Origin of the sequence: Enterococcus pallens ATCC BAA-351 (assembly GCF_000407485.1) — a bacterium.
Classification (GTDB): domain Bacteria; phylum Bacillota; class Bacilli; order Lactobacillales; family Enterococcaceae; genus Enterococcus_A; species Enterococcus_A pallens.
In genome coordinates this window covers 450,000-468,944 of record NZ_ASWD01000003.1, presented here as the reverse complement: position 1 = coordinate 468,944, position 18,945 = coordinate 450,000, and the positions used below count along the sequence as shown (strand labels likewise).

Annotated in this window: 16 protein-coding genes; 11 read left to right on the top strand and 5 right to left on the bottom strand. The window is 35.9% G+C overall.

Features of this window, described 5'->3' with window-relative positions; all coding sequences use genetic code 11:
* Window positions 1-114 precede the first annotated feature (114 nt).
* Window positions 115-1,776 (top strand): hypothetical protein, encoded by a 1,662-nt coding sequence (locus I588_RS14790; RefSeq protein WP_010759564.1) that lies wholly within the window; start codon window positions 115-117, stop codon window positions 1,774-1,776.
* Window positions 1,777-1,856: 80 nt separating this feature from the next.
* Complete coding sequence (locus I588_RS14785; protein WP_010759563.1) at window positions 1,857-3,467, top strand: hypothetical protein; 1,611 nt, start codon at window positions 1,857-1,859, stop codon at window positions 3,465-3,467.
* A gap of 399 nt (window positions 3,468-3,866) precedes the next feature.
* Here I588_RS14785 and I588_RS14780 read toward each other — a convergent pair whose 3' ends face one another.
* Together I588_RS14780 and I588_RS14775 are read right to left on the bottom strand one after the other, a co-directional pair.
* Window positions 3,867-4,814 (bottom strand): phosphoglycerate dehydrogenase, encoded by a 948-nt coding sequence (locus I588_RS14780; RefSeq protein ID WP_010759562.1) that lies wholly within the window; start codon window positions 4,812-4,814, stop codon window positions 3,867-3,869.
* Window positions 4,815-4,881: 67 nt separating this feature from the next.
* On the bottom strand, window positions 4,882-5,697 hold the full coding sequence (locus I588_RS14775) for a DUF1189 domain-containing protein (RefSeq protein ID WP_010759561.1): 816 nt from the start codon (window positions 5,695-5,697) through the stop codon (window positions 4,882-4,884).
* A 153-nt stretch (window positions 5,698-5,850) separates the two neighbouring features.
* Here I588_RS14775 and I588_RS14770 point away from each other — a divergent pair, with 153 nt between their 5' ends.
* The 3 genes from I588_RS14770 (at window position 5,851) to I588_RS14760 (ending at window position 8,387) form a co-directional block, all read left to right on the top strand.
* Window positions 5,851-6,318, top strand: coding sequence for a GtrA family protein (locus I588_RS14770; RefSeq protein WP_010759560.1), 468 nt, complete (start codon window positions 5,851-5,853; stop codon window positions 6,316-6,318).
* A 72-nt stretch (window positions 6,319-6,390) separates the two neighbouring features.
* The gene (locus I588_RS14765) at window positions 6,391-6,999 is read left to right on the top strand and encodes a superoxide dismutase (protein WP_010759559.1); all 609 of its coding nucleotides are present in this window, start codon (window positions 6,391-6,393) and stop codon (window positions 6,997-6,999) included.
* 176 nt (window positions 7,000-7,175) lie between these two features.
* On the top strand, window positions 7,176-8,387 hold the full coding sequence (locus tag I588_RS14760) for an LCP family glycopolymer transferase (protein WP_010759558.1): 1,212 nt from the start codon (window positions 7,176-7,178) through the stop codon (window positions 8,385-8,387).
* A 98-nt stretch (window positions 8,388-8,485) separates the two neighbouring features.
* Here the strand turns inward: I588_RS14760 and rlmD are convergent, their stop codons facing one another.
* Complete coding sequence (gene rlmD, locus I588_RS14755) at window positions 8,486-9,859, bottom strand: 23S rRNA (uracil(1939)-C(5))-methyltransferase RlmD (protein ID WP_010759557.1); 1,374 nt, start codon at window positions 9,857-9,859, stop codon at window positions 8,486-8,488.
* 94 nt (window positions 9,860-9,953) lie between these two features.
* Here rlmD and recX point away from each other — a divergent pair, with 94 nt between their 5' ends.
* From recX to ntdP, 3 genes are all read left to right on the top strand, one after another.
* On the top strand, window positions 9,954-10,754 hold the full coding sequence (gene recX, locus I588_RS14750) for a recombination regulator RecX (RefSeq protein ID WP_010759556.1): 801 nt from the start codon (window positions 9,954-9,956) through the stop codon (window positions 10,752-10,754).
* Window positions 10,747-11,880: an A/G-specific adenine glycosylase gene (gene mutY / locus I588_RS14745; protein ID WP_010759555.1), complete on the top strand. Its 1,134-nt coding sequence runs from the start codon at window positions 10,747-10,749 to the stop codon at window positions 11,878-11,880. The genes recX and mutY overlap by 8 nt, the downstream gene beginning before the upstream one ends.
* Before the next feature lie 117 nt (window positions 11,881-11,997).
* Entirely contained in the window at window positions 11,998-12,531 is a 534-nt protein-coding gene (gene ntdP, locus I588_RS14740) for a nucleoside tri-diphosphate phosphatase (protein WP_010759554.1), read from the top strand.
* Window positions 12,532-12,562: 31 nt separating this feature from the next.
* On the opposite strand, the gene I588_RS14735 is transcribed toward ntdP, so the two are convergent.
* A complete protein-coding gene (locus tag I588_RS14735; protein ID WP_010759553.1) occupies window positions 12,563-12,997 on the bottom strand; it encodes a GNAT family N-acetyltransferase in 435 nt (144 codons plus the stop codon).
* Between the two features lie 87 nt (window positions 12,998-13,084).
* Between I588_RS14735 and I588_RS14730 the strand changes: the two genes are divergently transcribed.
* Together I588_RS14730 and I588_RS14725 are read left to right on the top strand one after the other, a co-directional pair.
* Window positions 13,085-14,209: an AI-2E family transporter gene (locus tag I588_RS14730; RefSeq protein WP_010759552.1), complete on the top strand. Its 1,125-nt coding sequence runs from the start codon at window positions 13,085-13,087 to the stop codon at window positions 14,207-14,209.
* 97 nt (window positions 14,210-14,306) lie between these two features.
* Window positions 14,307-15,683 carry a hemolysin family protein gene (locus I588_RS14725; protein ID WP_010759551.1) on the top strand — a complete coding sequence of 459 codons (1,377 nt, stop codon included), beginning with the start codon at window positions 14,307-14,309 and terminating at the stop codon, window positions 15,681-15,683.
* A gap of 40 nt (window positions 15,684-15,723) precedes the next feature.
* Here I588_RS14725 and I588_RS14720 read toward each other — a convergent pair whose 3' ends face one another.
* On the bottom strand, window positions 15,724-17,115 hold the full coding sequence (locus I588_RS14720; RefSeq protein WP_010759550.1) for a L,D-transpeptidase: 1,392 nt from the start codon (window positions 17,113-17,115) through the stop codon (window positions 15,724-15,726).
* A 249-nt stretch (window positions 17,116-17,364) separates the two neighbouring features.
* Between I588_RS14720 and I588_RS14715 the strand changes: the two genes are divergently transcribed.
* Window positions 17,365-18,942 carry a peptide chain release factor 3 gene (locus I588_RS14715; RefSeq protein ID WP_010759549.1) on the top strand — a complete coding sequence of 526 codons (1,578 nt, stop codon included), beginning with the start codon at window positions 17,365-17,367 and terminating at the stop codon, window positions 18,940-18,942.
* Window positions 18,943-18,945: the final 3 nt, after the last annotated feature.

The window sequence follows — 18,945 nt, the reverse complement described above, 5'->3', positions numbered from 1 at the left end:
ATCTATAACCATTTTTTTGTAACACGTTTTAATGCTTTCAGATTAATAGTATAAATGATTATTAATCTATGAAATATTTTTTTAGTATGCTTTTTATTTTGGAGGATAAACTATTTGGAGAACAAAAGAAACAAAAAAATATTAGTGATTTTATTGTTGCTGGTGATAAGCAGTTGTTATTCCCTAGTCTTTTTTCGTAATTTTGAAACAATTTATTCAACGGGAGATTTATCATTTCATTTATCTAGAATAAAAGGACTATCCTCTATTTTTTCAAGCCCTATAAATTACACTACATTTAATAACTCAGGATATGGAGTCAATTTTTTTTACCCCTATGTTACTTTCTTTCCTGCTGTAATAATTTTTTGGATTACTCAAAATCTCATATTAAGTTATGTACTTTATGTTTGGCTTTTAAATGTAGTGACAATTTTTGTGTCTTTTTATTACAGTAAAAAAATTTTAAACAAAGTAAATACCGCTTTTCTCTTTAGCTGTATTTATACTTTTAGTGCATATAGGACGGTAGATATATATCATAGATCCGCAATTGCGGAAGCTATCGCTATTACTGCAATTCTTCCTGTTTTATATTATGCTTATCAAATCATTTTTTATAAAAAAAATCAACAAAAAGAGTTAGCAATCAGTATGAGCTTTCTAATATATTCACATGTTCTTTCAACTTTAATATGTTGTTCAATAATCTTTGTTTTTATAATTATACATATTGTAATTGATCAATTAAGTGTGAATGATTTATTTAATTTAGTCAAGAGAATGATAAAATCAATACTTATAACATTGGTGCTTACCATGTATTTATGGCTTCCGATGATTGAACAAATGGTTTATCAGAAAATTAATAGACCTAGTGAAACTAATTTGCACACTAGATCGTTAAGCATCTCTGATAGCTTCATTGGAGCACTAAATAATGACTTAACAACTTATACTATCGGGTTTGTTGGGATCATCGCCCTTGTTTTACCTCTAACTACACTAAAATATCTGAATAAAAAAGAAAGGATAATTTACTATAGCTCTATTCTAACTTGGTTAATTACAACATCATTTTTCCCATGGAGTTTACTTCAAAATACACCTATTAACTTAATTCAATTCCCATGGAGGTTGTTAGTAATACAAACTATTTTTGGATCATTAATCTTGGCAATTGTTTTTGCGAAAAAGTTTAATGATAAAAAGAATAGAGCTTCTTATTTTTTAGGAGCTATAATTCTATTGCTGATTTTATCAATAGCCACAAAATCAAATTATTCGCAAAAAATTCTTTCTTTTCCTGGTCATATTCTTGTAGATGAAGAAACGATAGAATCGTATACGACTGTTGGCATGGATTACTTTTTGTACGACTACGCGCCTAAAGATTCTTTACCGCTTAATGAACATATTAGCAAACATGAAGTAAAGATTGGTGAGACATGGGAAGAAGGACATTATAAGGCAAAAAGTTCTAGCATAATATTCGATGTTTTTAGCAATGATAATCAGAAGGTTACACTACCTATATATTCTTACTTAGGAACAGAAGCAACTGTAAATGGTAAATTAATTGATTCGTCTATAAATGCTAATGGATTGGTAACAGTCCCCGTAGTTTTTGGGGAAAATAGAATAGTAATTACAACAAAAAATACACTATTATCCGTCATAGCAGCTTTTTTTAGTATATCCGGCTATATTTTAGTTATTATAAAATATAAAAATAATAGATTGAGGACTGATATATTGTACAGTGGTAGAAAATGAAAATCTGTAGTTAAGCTCAAGCTTGTTTTTACGTTTTATTTAAATTAAGAAAAACATTTATAAAAAAAGGATGATCAATCATGTTAACTAAAAATGGAAGATTTATTGATTTTTTCATCATGCTCATATTGAGTGCAGTTTATATTCTGCCTTTATTTTTACCAGGGGATATACTTCATACTGTTGACCAGGATACTTATTTTCATTTATCAAGGATAATCGGGTTAGATAATGTTTGGGAGAGCCCAGTAAATTTTAATAACTTTGGACATCATGGAACAATGATTAATGTATTTTATCCTTGGTTGACCACTTATCCTGCTTATCTATTTTGGAAATTAACGGGTAGTTTGGTTTGGGGATATAATCTTTACTATCTAGTAGTCACTTTTTTAACTATGATCATTTCGTATTTGGTCATGAATAATATAAAGAATAAAGGGATTATTTCTTTACTGTTTGCCATCGTTTATACATTTTCTGCATATAGAGCCATTGATATATTTCAACGAGCTTCATTAGGTGAAGCAGTATCACTTACATTTTTGCCGATAGTTTTATTAGGTTGTTATGAAATATATATTAGGAATTTCACAAAATGGTATTGGCTTGCTTTAGGAATGTCATTAATTGTTTATACTCACCTTCTCTCAGTAGCAATGGTTACAATGATAATAGCCATTACTATAATAGTATCTTTTTATTTTTGGGATAATAAACTTGAAAGGATAATCAGTCTTTTAAAAGCTGTGCTACTCACTTTATTTTTAACTGCAGGCTTTTTAGTCCCTTTTATTCAACAATATTTGGCACAGGAGCTTAAAGTTCCTAGTGGAAGAGTGCTTGTAGGAATGCAACCAGCAGATATGTTAATACAAATGGTTAACAATAATTTAAGTGCATATACATCTGGTTTATTGATTTTAATATGTATCGTTAGTACCATCCCCCAGTTAAAAAGGCTATCATTAGTTGATCAATTTATCTTTTTCTTGGGTGTTACTATTCTCTTTTGCTCTACTGCTCTTTTTCCATGGAGTCTATTTACAAATACAGTGTTTGCCAAAATTCAATTTGTTTGGCGATTGAATGCATTTACCACTCTATTTGTTTCTTACGCTGCAAGTATTGGAATATATAAAGGCTTTTTGAAAAAAAATAAAAGAAAAATTGTTTTAGTTTTTTTATCAATCATTTTTATACATGGATCTGGGATAATTAATTTATATACTTTGAATAAGGAAAATATTTCTAGAATTTCTTCTCAAAATATTATTACAAAGGTAGGGAATTATGAACATACAGACTACGCAAATAGAGAATCTATAAAGCATCAAGAGTTCGTTGTGAAAAATAAGTATATGTTAGGTGGACGAGAGGTAGTGCCTAAAGTCTCCTATAATAGTAATACCTTTACAATCGAAGTCCAAAATGCGAGTAATGTTAGTAAAGATCTTATAACTCCCTTGTATAAATATCATGGTCAAAAAGTAAAAATTAATAAAAAAGAGGCAAGTAGTAAACTATCTGCTATGGGAACTACAGAATTAATAATTCCTCCCGGAGATAGCACAATAACTATTTCATATAAATATACTAATGTGGCTATTATCTCAACATTCATTTCGCTGTCAACGCTGTTTTTGCTGTCTATATTTGGTCTAATAAAACGGTGGAGGAATCATACCTGAAAAAAACAGAGTGAATCGAACATTAGCTGTGGCGCATATTGAGGAACTACTACATCAAAAAAAAGAGACAGCTAAACAGATTAAAGCTGAATAAGTCATTTTAGTTAAGAAGAAATGGTTAAATTATAAGTGTACAGTGATGATACGTTTTAAAACACCTAATCCATTCTATAGAATTAGATTGGACTAGGTGTACTTTGTTTATTGTCTTGTATTTTTAGTAATGGAGTTAGAAAATTTTGGATAAACAATATTTTTAAAGGTTCGTTATGAGATGTGTGACCTCCTATTATAGTAAAACAATAGCATCTCATTTGCCCAGATGAAGAAGCTAAGTGTTTATTTATTGAAAAGAACGATAAAAAAGGTTTTTAAGCACTGCGTTCAATACTACTCTAGCTAATATCCACGGTTTATACCAACTGGGTTTATAAAAAGTTCTCCATTTTCCACATAACTCTTCAAATTCTTCAAAAAGATAGTCATAAACTTCCGTTGAAAATCTACAGTCATTCCAGAGATGTGTGGAGTGATTAATAGATTCTCTAATTCCCATAGTTCACTATCTGCAGGTAGGGGTTCTTCTTCAAATACATCAAGCGCAGCAAAGGCAAGCTGTTTTTCTTGAAGTGCAGTTGTGAGTTCTTTCGTGTGTACACTGTCCCCACGACCTACATTTACGAACACAGCGTTCGGCTTCATTCGATTGAAAACATCACTATTGAAAATATGATAAGTAGCTTCTGTTCCGGGAAGAATTCCAACAACTACATCCATTCCCTCAGCAATTTTTGCCAGGTTTTTAATAGAATAAGTTTCGATAAATCCATTTACCGGGTGTCCAGTAGTATTTATGCCATAAACATTCACACCCAAGCCTCGAAGTGAAGCAGATAATTGTTTGCCGATATGTCCTGTACCGACGATCAATAGATTTTTACCAGAAAGCTGATCGTAATGAATTCCTTCTTGATCCCATTTTTTTTCTGCCTGATTTTTAATTGATTGACCAATTCCTCGATAATAAGTGAGTAAAGTACCGACTACATGCTCACTGATCGATAAAGCATGAATTCCACTTCCGTTAGATAGCAGGATATTCTTTTTTTCAAACTCAGATAAGGGCATATAGTCAACCCCGGCCGAAATGGCTTGAACCCATTTTAAATTGGAGTCATTCAATAGTGGCAGTTCCATTTCTCGTCTCCAGCCAACAGAAATTTCAACATTGTCTAGGTCTCCCTTAGATAGTTCTGTACTAACTTGGTAGTCAGGAGCCAGTTCTTGTATTTTGGCTATGAATTCTTCACGAAATGTGCGTTGTAAATAAATAATTGGTTTTTGCATCTTATTCACCTCGACATCTATTTTAACAAATTCTCAACAAAAAAACTGTTTACGGCATCGTAAACAGTTAAACGTTGGGTAATTTCATTTGTGGATAATTATTGCTGACCTGAAAGTAAATAAAAACGCTGATGCAAGTAATTAGTAGGCTTGAATCAAAGGTAGCATCAAACAACATAATGATCATTGATAAAATTGTAGGAATTGTCGCACAAAAGATAATGGTTTTGAATGTTTCAAAAAAAGTAACTTGGCGAAGTCTAAACTTGGCAAACAAGTGACCGGCTATTGCAGTAAATAGTAAGGTCACAATTAGATTAATGATTGTTGGATAAAGTGCAGCTAACAACATAACCACCGGTACCCAAACAGGTAATTGCAGATTTTCCAACTCTGATCGCAAGTTTTTACCAGTAAGTCCACTTAAGGGTTCCTTCTCATAAGAAAAGCGTAAGACATTATCCCCGAATAGAGAAGTGCTGACACCGCCCATATCAGGTAAAGCTAAAACCGCTTCGTTTTTTAATAATCCAACACTAAAATAGTTTCCGACTAGGTCATTTGCTACATCTTTTTCTGTACGTTTGCCTTCAGGGTCAAAGGTTAAAATGATTGAGTTTGTCTGATAGATAAAGCCACTATTTGAACCTTCTGCTTGAATTTCGCCGTTTTCTATTTGAAAATCAGGTACTTTTTGAGCAATTTTTGTGCTGTCACTTTTAATTTCCTTCAGCACTTGCATCCCTTCAAAAACTATCGGCAAGGATAAAAAGATACTTAGGACAATAAGATAAACAATTGCTTTCCAAAAAGGAATATTTTTTGCATCTTTTAGGGTGGAAAAGCGGAAGGTTGCTCCCTTGATTAATTGACTAAATGTCATATGATCGCTCCAATCTATCAATCATTGTAGCGAAGTACCAAGGGAATAACAAGACAATGAGAAAAAAAGATAAAAGAATTTATTGTGTGAATTGACTATCTTGAGGGACTACTGTAAGGTACAAAGTGGAATTATGAGAAGGGTGAAAAGTAAATGGAGTATTATCGTAAATTTGAGAATTATTTGAAAGAGAAAAAGTTATGGGAACTATTTATCTACTTGTTTTTTGGTGGATTAGCAACAGTGGTTAATATTGTGACCTTTGCCGCTGCTTATCAGTTTCTTCATTTAAGCTGGCCGATTTCCAACACGATCTCGTGGATTTGTTCAGTTCTATTTGCTTTTGTAACGAATAAGTTGTGGGTTTTTCAGTCTAAAACAGAGACATTTGGAGCGTTAGCCTGGGAGTTCAGCAAATTTTTGTTTGCTCGAATTATTTCATTTGGTATGGATATGGCATGCATGTATTTGTTTATAGACCTATTGAGTACGGGTAATTTAGTGGCAAAAATTATTACTCAAATTGTAGTAGTGGTAGCGAATTATGTATTTAGTAAAGTATTTATCTTCAAGAAAGTAGAAATTATTGAAGAAACCTCCCCAGAATCGAAAGAAAAGTAAGCATATACTTTGAAAAGCCCATGATAATCTGATAAGATTTTAATGTAACTATTTCTAAGGAGGAAATAAAAAATGGCTTATACTTTACCAGAACTACCTTACGCATACGACGCATTGGAACCCTACATTGATGAAGAAACAATGCATTTACACCACGAAAAGCATCACAACACGTATGTGACTAATTTGAATGCAGCAATTGAAAAATATCCTGAGTTAGGCGAACTATCAATTGAAGAATTGATGATTAATTTAAATGAAGTTCCAGATGATATCAAAACAGCAGTCCGTAACAATGGTGGTGGACATGCTAACCACAGCTTTTTCTGGAAAATCATGGCACCAAATGCTGGCGGAAAACCAACTGGAGCAATTAAGGATGCAATTGATGAAGCATTCGGCGACTTTGAAAAAATGAAAGAAGAATTTAAAACGGCTGCAACTGGACGTTTTGGTTCTGGTTGGGCTTGGGTAGTTGTCAATAATGGCAAACTTGAAATTACTTCTACACCAAATCAAGATACTCCTCTTTCTGAAGGAAAAACACCAGTTTTAGGTTTAGATGTTTGGGAACATGCTTATTACTTGAAGTATAAAAATGTTCGTCCTGACTACATTGCAGCTTTCTGGGATGTTATAAATTGGGATCAAGTAAACAAAAACTTTGAAGCAGCAAAATAATCTTTGAGCAATTAGGGCACTCAGTTTTCTGGGTGTCTTTTTTTGCTTACTTGTGAATAATCAAGGAGTTAAACTTAAATTTTTTTATAGAGAATTTTGCTCTTTTTTGAAAAACATTGAAAACTGATCGGGTATGTGAGAAAATGAACTGTAAAAATCGTAAATAGAGGTGTGCCATGAGTCGTTGGAAAAAAATCATCGTGGGGACATTAGTTTTGGTAAATTGCCTAGTTGGGGGCGCAACCATTTATGCGGTACAGGTGACCAAAGATGCCAGTCAAATGGTGGATAATATACGTCAAACCGTTAAACGTAACAGTTCGAGGGGGGATGCAAATAAACCCAATATTGATAATGCAGAACCCTTCTCCATTCTTTTACTAGGAGTAGATACTGGCGATTTAGGTCGGGATGAGCAAGGGCGCTCCGATAGTATGATGGTAGTAACTGTTAACCCTCAACAAAAGAAATCTACTATTGTTAGTTTAGGGCGAGATACATTAACAAAAATTGTTGGTTATGGCACCAATGATAAATTAAACCATGCCTACGCTTTTGGTGGCGAAGGAATGGCGATGGATACTATAGAAAATTTGTTGGATATTCCGATTGATCATTACGTAACGATCAATATGCGTGGCCTAAAAGATTTGATTGATGCGGTTGGTGGTATTGAAGTTGATAATCAATACGATTTTGAGCTTGATGGTATTGAAGTTGCAAAAGGTAAACAAACCTTGGATGGCGAAACTGGGTTGGCCTATGCCCGCATGCGTTATCAGGATCCAGAAGGCGATGTTGGTCGACAAAAACGTCAGCGAGAAGTTGTTACGAAGATCTTGAACAAAGCGATGTCAATCAATGGTGTCAGCAATTATCGGAAAATTTTAAAAGCAGTTGAGAAGAATATGAAGACCGATTTATCTTGGGATGACATGTTAGATATAGGGACCGATTATTTACCAGCTTTTAAAAAGATTGATCAAAAGCAATTGGACGGCGAAAGCCAGCTAATTGACGAAATTTATTATCAAATTCTGGGAACCAATGAACTGCTTAAAATTCAAAATACCTTGAAGAAACAGTTGAACCTGCCAACAGCTGATACACTGCCTAATTTATCGGATGCTGATTCATACAATTTATTCTATGATGATTCGGATGGTACTTCGACGAGCGACAGCCAAGCTTCAACAGGGTATGATGATACGAATACTTATGATCAACAGGGCACCTATGATCCAGGCACGGCCAATGACTATGGGAATGCCTATAATACAGAAGACACTACTGCTTATGATCCGAATCAGCAACAGTATGATAATGGTTATAATCAGCAACCACCCGCAGAGGACTATTTGCAGCCTGCGACAGGATATGGGTACTAAACCGAATATACTATGGACTAGACAGAAATTCTGCCTAGTCTTTTTCTTGTAATATAAAAAGGGTTCGCCTTAACAAAAAGACAAACCTAATTTGAAACTTATTTTTTCGTCAGCTTCACAACAACTTCGCAGCGAGCAGTTTGTGGGAACATATCGACTGATTGCAGGTAATCAACAGTGTAAATTTTTGCCAATGCTTTAAGATCTCTCGCTAAAGTAGAAACATTGCAGGAAACATAAATCAATTGTTGACTTGGCTGCTTCACAATAGCATCCAGTAATTTCTCATCTAACCCAGTTCTTGGGGGATCAACAATAATAGCGTCAGGTTTAAAGCCTTCTCTTAACCATTTAGGTAGTAAAACTTCAGCAGAGCCGACTTCATAATGAGTATTTGTTAGTCCCATTTTCGCAGCATTCTTTTGAGCATCTTCAATAGCTTGAGGAACAATGTCCATTCCTCTAACTTCTTTGGCTTGATCGGCTAACGATAATCCAATTGTCCCAACACCACAATAAGCATCTACAATTGTCTTATCTTGTTTTAAATCCAAAGCTTTCAGCGCTTCATGATATAAAACTTTGGTTTGTACCGGATTCAATTGGAAAAAAGCTCGAGCGGAAAGCTCAAAGGAGACTTGATTAATTTTTTCGTTAATGGCTTCTTTGCCCCATAAATGAATCGTTTCATCTCCCATAATCAGCGAAGTCTTTTTGTCCTGTATATTTTGCATGATTGAAACAACTTCGGGACAACGCTGATTCAGCTCGCGAACTAAGGCATTTACTTGCGGAATCTTTTTTGTTTTTGAAATAAGCACCAACTGGACTTCGCCTGTTTCAATCCCTACACGAACCATCAGGGTACGCAAAATGCCAGAATTTCTTCGTTCATCATAAATAGGAATCGAATATTTTGTCAGCAGCTGTACGGCTGTATTCATGACCTTCTGAGTCGCTGGTTGCTGAACGAGACAATCGGTAATCGGTACTAAATGGTGTGAATCGCTTTGATAAAGTCCAGCCTCTACTTGATTGATTTTATCATTTTTCCGCAATTGAAATTGTGCCTTGTTACGGTAACGCCAAGGGTCTTCCATTCCTAGAGTATTGCGAAGCTCATATTTTTGAAAGCCTTCTGGTTTATATTTTTCTAAAGCTTGCTTTAATAAATCTTTTTTGAAAATTAGTTGTTGTTTATAGGCTAAATGCTGCAGTTGGCAGCCACCGCACTCTTCATAAACAGGGCAGGGTGGAATGATTCGGTCAGGACTAGCTTCTTTGACACGAATCAGTGCTGCCTCGGCATAACGGGGAGTGGCTTTAGTGATCTTTGCAATGACCGTTTCTTTGGGCAGAGCCCCCTTAACAAAGACGATGAGCCGCTTGTAATAAGCAATGCCTTCACCGTTAATACCTAGTCGTTTAATTTTTAAAGTTAGAGATTGATTGGTTTTCAATTGAACAGCCATAATCTGCTCCTTTCTGGCTATATTTTAGCATAATTTTACCAAAGAAGCTGTTTTCTATGATAGAATTAATGTTCGCAAAGGAGGTCTATTCATGATGATTACCATCAGCAAAGTAAATAAGGGCCGGAATGCTTTTTATGAAGTAGAATTGTCTAACGGAGAAGTATTGCGAGTTTCTGAGGACACATTAATTGCTTATCGGTTATTAAAAGATCGAGAAATTACCGAAGCAGAAATTGCTGAGATTAAAAAAGCTAGTAATGAAGATGCGGGTTTTCAATTGGCTTTAAATTACCTGAGCTATCAGATGCGAACAGAAAAGGAAATTTACAGCTACCTGAAAGAAAAAGAAATCGAGCTGTCTGATCGAAAAAAAATTGTCGCACGTTTGAGAGAAATGAACTTATTGGATGATACAACGTTTGGTGAGAGTTTTGTACGAACTCAAATGCGTTTAGGAGACAAAGGGCCTCGCGTTATAAAGCAGAAACTTAAAGAAAAGGGCTTAAGCGATCAGGATATCGAAAAAAGCCTTGTCTTATATGAAGAAGAAAGTCAATACAAAATCGCTCTACAAACCGCTGAGAAGGCGATGCGGAAATTTCACAATAAAAGCGTACGAGAAACTCAGCAAAAGCTGCAGCAAACGTTGATGACGAAGGGATTCTCTTCAGACATTATCAAGCTAGTAATTGATACGCTGGATTTTCAAGAGGTACAAGAGCAAGAAGATAATGCGCTGGAAATACAAGGAGATAAGCTTTGGCAAAGAAATCAACGGTTTGATACAGCTAAAAGAAAGCAAAAGATAAAGCAAAGCTTGTATCAAAAGGGTTTTAGTCTTGATGCGATTGATGTATTTCTTGCCAAAAAAGAGGAAGAAGACGATGAATAAGAAGCTTTGGGAAGCCTGGTCACCAGAAAAAGTACAGCAATTTCAAATGGACTTTTTAGACTGGTATCAAAAGGAAAAGCGCAACTTACCTTGGCGCTATAATCAGGATCCATATCGTGTTTGGATTTCAGAAATTATGCTGCAACAAACAAGGGTAGACACCGTAATTGATTATTATTACCGATTTATGGAGGCTTTTCCAACAATTGCTGACCTAGCTAAAGCACCTGAAGATAAGCTGTTGAAAATCTGGGAAGGATTAGGCTATTACTCAAGAGCTAGAAACTTACAAGCTGCTGCTAAACAAATCTTAGATGAATTTGGTGGTCAATTTCCTGACACAATTGATGATATTCGTTCATTAAAGGGGATTGGACCTTATACAGCAGGAGCAATCGGCAGTATCTCCTTCAAACTGTCTGAACCGGCGATAGACGGTAATGTAATGCGTGTAGTCAGCCGTTTGTTTTGTATTGAAGCGGATATTGCGAAAGCCAATAGCCGGAAAGTTTTTGATGAAGCGATGCGAAAAATCATCAGTCACGAGGAACCAGGGGATTTCAATCAAGCCATGATGGATTTAGGGTCGTCTATTTGTACTCCGAAAGCACCAAAGTGTGAAGTATGTCCGATCCAAGCGTTTTGTTTGGCATTCAAGGAACAGCGTCAAACAGAATTTCCCGTTAAGAGTAAAAAGCTGAAGCCAAAAGATGTCTATTATGTTGCTGGAGTGATTGAAAATAATCAGCAAGAATTTTTGTTGCAGCAACGACCTGAGTCAGGATTATTAGCTAGCATGTGGCTGTTTCCATTAGAAGAAATTTCAATGGAAAAATTTACGGAATTGAAAAGCAGCTACACCGAAGAGCTAAATCTTTTTTCAAGTGAGTTAGTAGCAGAGGACAGCCCAATCATTTTTTCAAACGACCCAGTGGTTTGGCAGAAAAAAATCTTGGGTGAGGTTACCCATGTTTTTAGTCACTTACGCTGGCATATTTTGGTTTTTTATGGCAGAACGAATGATACGCTTACAGATCGCGGCACATGGGTGAAAAGAGCAGATTTTGACAGCTTTGTTTTCCCGAAACCGCAGCAAAAAATGCTTGAAGTGTGGGAAAAGAATTAAACATCTGACAATCATTGGTAGGCAAGCGCCCGATTTATTGCTATAATAATTTTGATGTCGGTGTGATAACACCCAAACAAATGCGAAAAAATGATTTTCGCTGAGGGAAGGGTAGCTATGGGAGTTCCAAAAGAAGGAGAGTTTATAACCATTAAAAGTTATAAACACGACGGCAGCTTGCATCGAACGTGGCGGGATACCATGGTATTAAAAACAAGCGAGTGCTCGATTATCGGACTAAATGACCACACTTTGGTTACTGAGTCAGATGGTCGCAGATGGGTTACTCGTGAACCAGCAATTGTTTATTTCCACACGAAATACTGGTTCAATGTAATAGCAATGATCAGAGAGAAAGGAGTTTCCTACTATTGTAATCTAGCATCACCTTATGTATTGGATGATGAAGCTTTGAAGTATATCGACTATGATTTAGATGTCAAAGTCTTTCCAGATGGAGAGAAACGGCTGTTAGACGTTGATGAATATGAAGCCCACAGCAAACAAATGCATTACTCAAAGGAAATTGATTTCATTTTGAAAGAAAATGTCAAGATTCTCGTTGATTGGATTAACAATGGCAAAGGTCCTTTTTCCCCAGGCTATATTGATATTTGGTATAACCGCTACAAGCAATTGTCGCGGAAATAAGAAAAAACTGCTGATTACGGTCAGCAGTTTTTTATAGGTCTTTTTTCATGTGAATATGATCGATATTTGCATCTTGAAAGACCTCACCATAAGCAAGATAGCCGTGAGATTCATAAAACGTTTGAGCACTCAATTGAGCATCTAATCGAATTTGATGGAATTCTTGCTGTTTAGCAAAAAGCTCAGCTTCTTGCAGAAGGGCATCGCCCATTTTTTGACCACGGAATTCTTTTAAAACAGCCATTCGTTGAAGCTTCAGCTCTTGCTTATTCAAAGGAAGTAAGCGAACAGTTGCTGCAGCTCTATGATCTTCTGTGTACAAGACAAAGTGAATGCTGTAAGCTTCGTCTTTGTCAATTTCTCGTTCTAAAGGAACACCTTGTTCTTGGACAAAAACTTTGTGACGGATTTTAACAGCGTCTAAGTAGATCTCGCTCATAGTGTCTTTAGTGATTAAGATTTTCATTTTTTTCACCTTCCTAGTTCAAAAAAACTGTTTCGTTTGACTCACTGTTGTATACTATATAACAAATCAGGTAAAAGAGGTATCTAAATGTTTGAAAAACTCAAAAATTCAAAATTGATGTTCTGGTCTTTAGAGCTGTTGATTTTGGCAACCTTGATCTGGGTTTCGTCGCGAATTGATTTTATCTTTCAGCCAATTGGCACATTCTTCACGACGCTATTTGCTCCAGTCTTGATTGCCGGTTTTTTGTATTATTTATTAAATCCTTTAGTTCGATTACTGACTCGGTTAGGGATGAAGCGGATTTTGGCAATAGCGCTCATTTTTCTTTTGTTAATTGTGATGATTGTCTTAATGGTCATAAGTATTATTCCGAATCTGGTTCAGCAGCTGGCATCATTAGCGGCAAGTATTCCAAGTTTTATTTTAGATATGCAATCATGGCTGAAGGAAATCAGTGATCAAGCGACTCATTTTCCACTATTTCAGCAGTTGGATGTTGATAAATACATCAACAACCTGGATGTATCAGCAGGAGCGATAATACAGCAATTTTTAGGTGGAGTAACTACTAGTTTAAGTTCGTTAATTGGGAAGATTGCGACAGTTGCTGTTTTGCTGGTGACCGTGCCATTTATTCTGTTTTATATGTTGAAAGATGGTGAGAAACTAGTTCCGAATATCGAACGAGTTTTCCCAACTAAGCAACGGGAAAATATTAAAGAATTATTAGGCCAAATGAATAAGACGTTGTCGGACTATATTAGCGGCCAGGCAATTGAGTGTTTATTTGTAGGCACATTTACTTTTTTAGGCTATTTGTTAATCGGTGTTGATTATGCTTTCTTATTTGGTGTTATTGCAGGCTTAACCAATTTGATTCCTTATCTGGGACCTTATTTAGGTTTAGCACCAGCTTTAATTTACAGCTTTTTCGATAGCCCGGTGAAAGCACTTTTGTGTATTGTGATAGTTGTAATTGTTCAGCAAATTGATGGAAACGTCATTTATCCTAATGTAATAGGCAAGTCACTTAATATCCATCCTTTAACGATTATCTTAATTTTATTGGTTGCTGGAAATCTAGCCGGTATTTTAGGGGTCTTTCTAGGCGTTCCGGTATATGCAATTTTAAGAACGTTGGTCGTTTTTATTGTAAAAATTGTCCGGGAAAGTAAAAAAGAGGAACGCGAACAAGAGATTTTAAGTTAAATAGCAACAAAGATTGCATAAAAACATCTGTTGTGATACGATTTTATTGTGGCCGAGTGCCACTTTTTTCAGTTTATGATAAGGAGCGAATGCAATTATGAATGCTGACCCCGATAGTCAGTCGTTAGTCTTCCAACTTTTACTATTAGTTGTGTTGACTTTGATCAACGGATTTCTTGCTGCGGCGGAAATTGCAGTTGTATCAGTTAATAAAAACCGTGTAGAACAAAAAGCTGAAGAGGGAAATCTTAAGTCTAAGAAGCTTTTGGAAATCATAAGGGACCCAAACAACTTTTTATCAACAATACAAGTTGGGATTACTTTAGTTAATATTTTGTCAGGGGCTTCCTTGGCAGATAGTTTGTCTGCTCGTTTAGCACCGGTTCTTGGTGGAACAGCAGTAGCTAAAACCCTCGCAAATGTATTAATCATGCTTTTGTTAACTTATGTTTCAATTGTATTTGGTGAATTATATCCTAAGCGAATTGCCATGACCCATACAGAGAGTGTGGCCCAAGTAACTTCAAGTGTGGTCCGAAAATTGGGCGTCATTGCTAAGCCTTTCGTGTGGCTGTTGACAGCGTCAACGAATCTGCTGGCTAAGATAACACCAATGAAGTTTGATGATGAAGATACGAAAATGACCCGCGATGAAATGCGGTACATGCTGGAAAACGAAGGTGTTCTTGATACTGAAGAGCTCGAAATGCTGCAGGGTGTTTTCTCTTTGGATACTAAGGTTGCCCGTGAAGTAATGGTTCCACGTACCGATTCATTTATGATTGATATTAATGATCCGGTAACGGAAATTGTCGATGAAATTTTAAGCGAAAGCTATTCACGTATCCCTGTATATGATGAAGACAAAGATAAGATCATTGGAATCGTCCATACGAAAAACTTGTTAAAAGCGGCCAGAGAATGCGGCTTTGAAAACATTGATCTTCACAAAATTATCCAGGAACCATTGTTTGTACCAGAAACAATCTTTATTGATGACCTGCTGTATGAATTGAAAAAAACGCAAAATCAAATGTCTATTTTGCTAGATGAATATGGTGGTATGGTAGGTTTGGTTACTTTAGAAGACTTGCTGGAAGAAATTGTCGGTGAGATTGATGATGAATCAGATGAAATTGAAAAGCTTTATGAGAAAATATCGGATACAGAATACTTGATTAACGGGAAAATGTTGATTGATGAATTCAATGAAGAATTCGATACTAGTCTTCATATGAGTGATGTAGACACAATGGCCGGCTACTTGATCACTGCCTTAGGAACAATTCCTGATGAAGGGGAAAAGCTTTCCTTTGATGTTGACAATCTAACCTTGATTTCCGAAGAAATGGAAGGATCACGAGTGTTAACTGTTCGGGTAATTTTCCATCCAGCTGAAGATGAAGGTGTAGAGCCAGAAGAAGAGCGCCGTTTATTTACTAAAGATTTTGAAGATGATGAACCAAGAAGATAATAAGCAAGGACTAGTCGTGAAGGCTAGTCCTTTTTCATACCTAAATTTTTTCTCCATAATCAACTGGCTTGTCATACTCTCCTGGTGCTTCATCATAAGTATGTCCATAGATAAAAACAGGCATACCAATATAACTAAATTTGTAGATTTTGGCAACTTTTTCTAAGGGAGTATTGATACAACCGTAGCTGCCCAGATCAGTCTTAAATGCCTCCTTATCGCCGAAAGCTTCTTTTTTGTGCTCAGTATCGTGAATGCCAATTTCAGTGATGGTTTGACCATAGCTTAAAAAAGGCATCCAATAATTGACGGGAACACGGTAGCTTCCGTCGCCAGTGATGAGTGCTCCACTCAGGTAAGTGTTTTGCTGCTTATCCATAATCGTATGAAAGCCTGGGACAGTGGCCGTTCCTTTTGTAAACTGACCAGTAATTATATCAGTAGTAACTACTTTTTTACCCTTATGAAAACAGTACATTTTTTGGTTATCTAAATCTACCTCAATATAATTCTTTTTGACATGCAAGGGTTGTTTTACTGGATCGCCTGTTAAAGGTAGCCTAATCTCGTTAATATCCTTATCAGGCAATTGCTTTATCACTTTGTTGACGGCTAGCTCCGTATCAATGTACCAGCCGTAATTTCCAACATTTCTGAACCGCAAATTTTCCCCATGAACATTAATAAAATCAACTGGTCGATTGACGGTAGCATATTTTCGATTTAACTGTTGAATCAATTGAGTGATTAGCAAAGGGTCTAACTCTCCAGATTCATTGACAGTAGCAAAGATCATTTGCTTAGACACAGGAATTTCTTTTTTAGCAATCATAAATGATTTATCCAGCGCCAATAGTTGATTTAATTCTTTCACCGTCGATTCCAAACTTTTGCTAGTTTGTTTAGGTTTAGTATAAAAGTCTTTTAAGCGGTAGCTATAATTTGAGTTCTTAGAGGCCAAATCTTGATAAATAGTAGTGCTTAATTGCTCACGATTTACAAGAGAGCCCTGAGTTTCTGGCTGAATTACAAATTTTTGCTTAGTATGGCTTACGATAGCTTCTTGATTCTCACGCTCAATACCAAAATCAGCAGCTTCTATTTTAGTAGATAGCTGTTCTTTTACTTTATTTGAAAGTGGTAAATGGATTGAGGAATGATGCAGATTATTCTCAAGAAAGTTCATCGAGATATCATAGGGCTGTTCTAGTATTAAAGGAATAGTAGTATCATTCTGTTTTAGCAAAATAGTAATCGTTTGATATTCTTTCGTCAATTTCTTATGAGCCTGCTGAACATTTAGACCACCTACTGAAATCGTAGTTACCTTTGCCCAAGGAAGAAAATGACTTCTAAAATAGATGAAAAGAAAGGTAAAGCTTAAAAGCATTAAAATAAAAAAATTTTTGACAAACCTTCTGGATAAGTGCATGAGGTCCTCCTTAATGACTACGATAAATAAGTACAGCATCAGCTGAACTCTAACGAAATATTTGTAATGTAATTGTAACATTAGAATTCTTTTTGTAAAGATGTTTTGCGAAACTTTTTTGAAAATATTTTCGACTAGTTTTTAAACGTCAGGTATGAAGATTCTTTGTAAAATTTGTTTTCAACTTTCCTATTCCATAGTATCCGTGCTATACTAATTGGGTTGAAATTTGTTAAAGGGAGTAAATGAATGAACAATCCAAAATTAAAAGAACAAGTCGACAGTCGTCGTACTTTTGCGATTATTTCCCATCCGGATGCTGGGAAAACAACAATCACCGAGCAGCTGTTGCTGTTTGGTGGTGCAATCCGTCAAGCAGGAACGGTAAAAGGTAAAAAGACCGGTAATTTTGCAAAATCTGACTGGATGGATATTGAAAAGCAACGCGGAATTTCAGTTACTAGTTCAGTTATGCAATTTGACTATGAAGGCAAACGCGTGAATATTTTAGATACCCCAGGGCACGAAGATTTTTCTGAAGATACTTATCGTACCTTGATGGCGGTGGATAGTGCTGTGATGGTAATTGACAGTGCCAAAGGGATCGAAGCTCAGACAAAGAAACTGTTCCAAGTAGTTAAACGACGTGGAATTCCTATTTTTACCTTCATTAATAAATTGGACCGTGATGGTCGAGAACCTCTAGACTTATTAGAGGAATTAGAAGAATTATTAAATATTGAATCCTATCCCATGAACTGGCCAATTGGTATGGGGAAAGGACTTGAAGGACTTTACGATATCCATAACAAAAGAATTGAACTGTACCGTCCAGAGCAATACGAAGGTGAACGTTTTATTGAACTAACCAATGGTGAAATTGCTGGTGATCATCCGTTGAAAGAACAATCAATTTATCAGGATGTTTTAGGTGAGGTTGAATTAGTTCAAGAGGCCGGTGACGCCTTTGATCCAGAGAAAATTGCTAAAGGGGAACAAACACCAGTCTTTTTCGGTTCAGCTTTAACTAACTTTGGTGTTCAAACATTCTTAGAAACTTTTGTAAACCTGGCACCTAAGCCATATGCACATAAAACAGAAGAGGGGACAGAAGTTTCTCCTTATGAAGATGAGTTTTCTGGTTTTGTTTTCAAGATCCAAGCGAATATGAATCCTAACCATCGAGATCGAATTGCCTTTGTTCGAATTTGCTCAGGTACCTTTGAGCGTGGAATGGATGTAACCTTAAATCGCACAGACAAAAAAATGAAGTTAAGTAATGTTACTCAGTTTATGGCAGATGCACGAGAAAATATTGAGGAAGCTGTGGCTGGTGATATTATTGGAGTTTATGATACTGGTAATTATCAAATCGGGGACACTCTTTATGAAGGAAAACTGAAGGTCGCCTATGAAGAATTGCCATCCTTTACGCCGGAACTATTCATGAAAGTTACTGCGAAGAATGTCATGAAACAAAAATCGTTTCATAAAGGTATTAATCAGTTAGTTCAAGAAGGTGCCATTCAATTATACAAAACCTATCTTACTGACGATTACATCATCGGAGCAGTAGGACAGCTGCAGTTTGAAGTTTTTCAATATCGGATGCAAAATGAATACAATGCAGAAGTAGTTATGACACCGATGGGACACAAGATCGCCCGTTGGATTAAACCAGAAGATTTAGATGAGCGGATGAGCTCTAGCCGGAATATTTTGGCTAAAGACCGTTTTGACCAACCATTATTCTTGTTTGAGAACCAGTTCGCAATGCGCTGGTTTGCGGATAAATATCCTAACGTGGAATTGAAGAGTTTGATGTAGAAT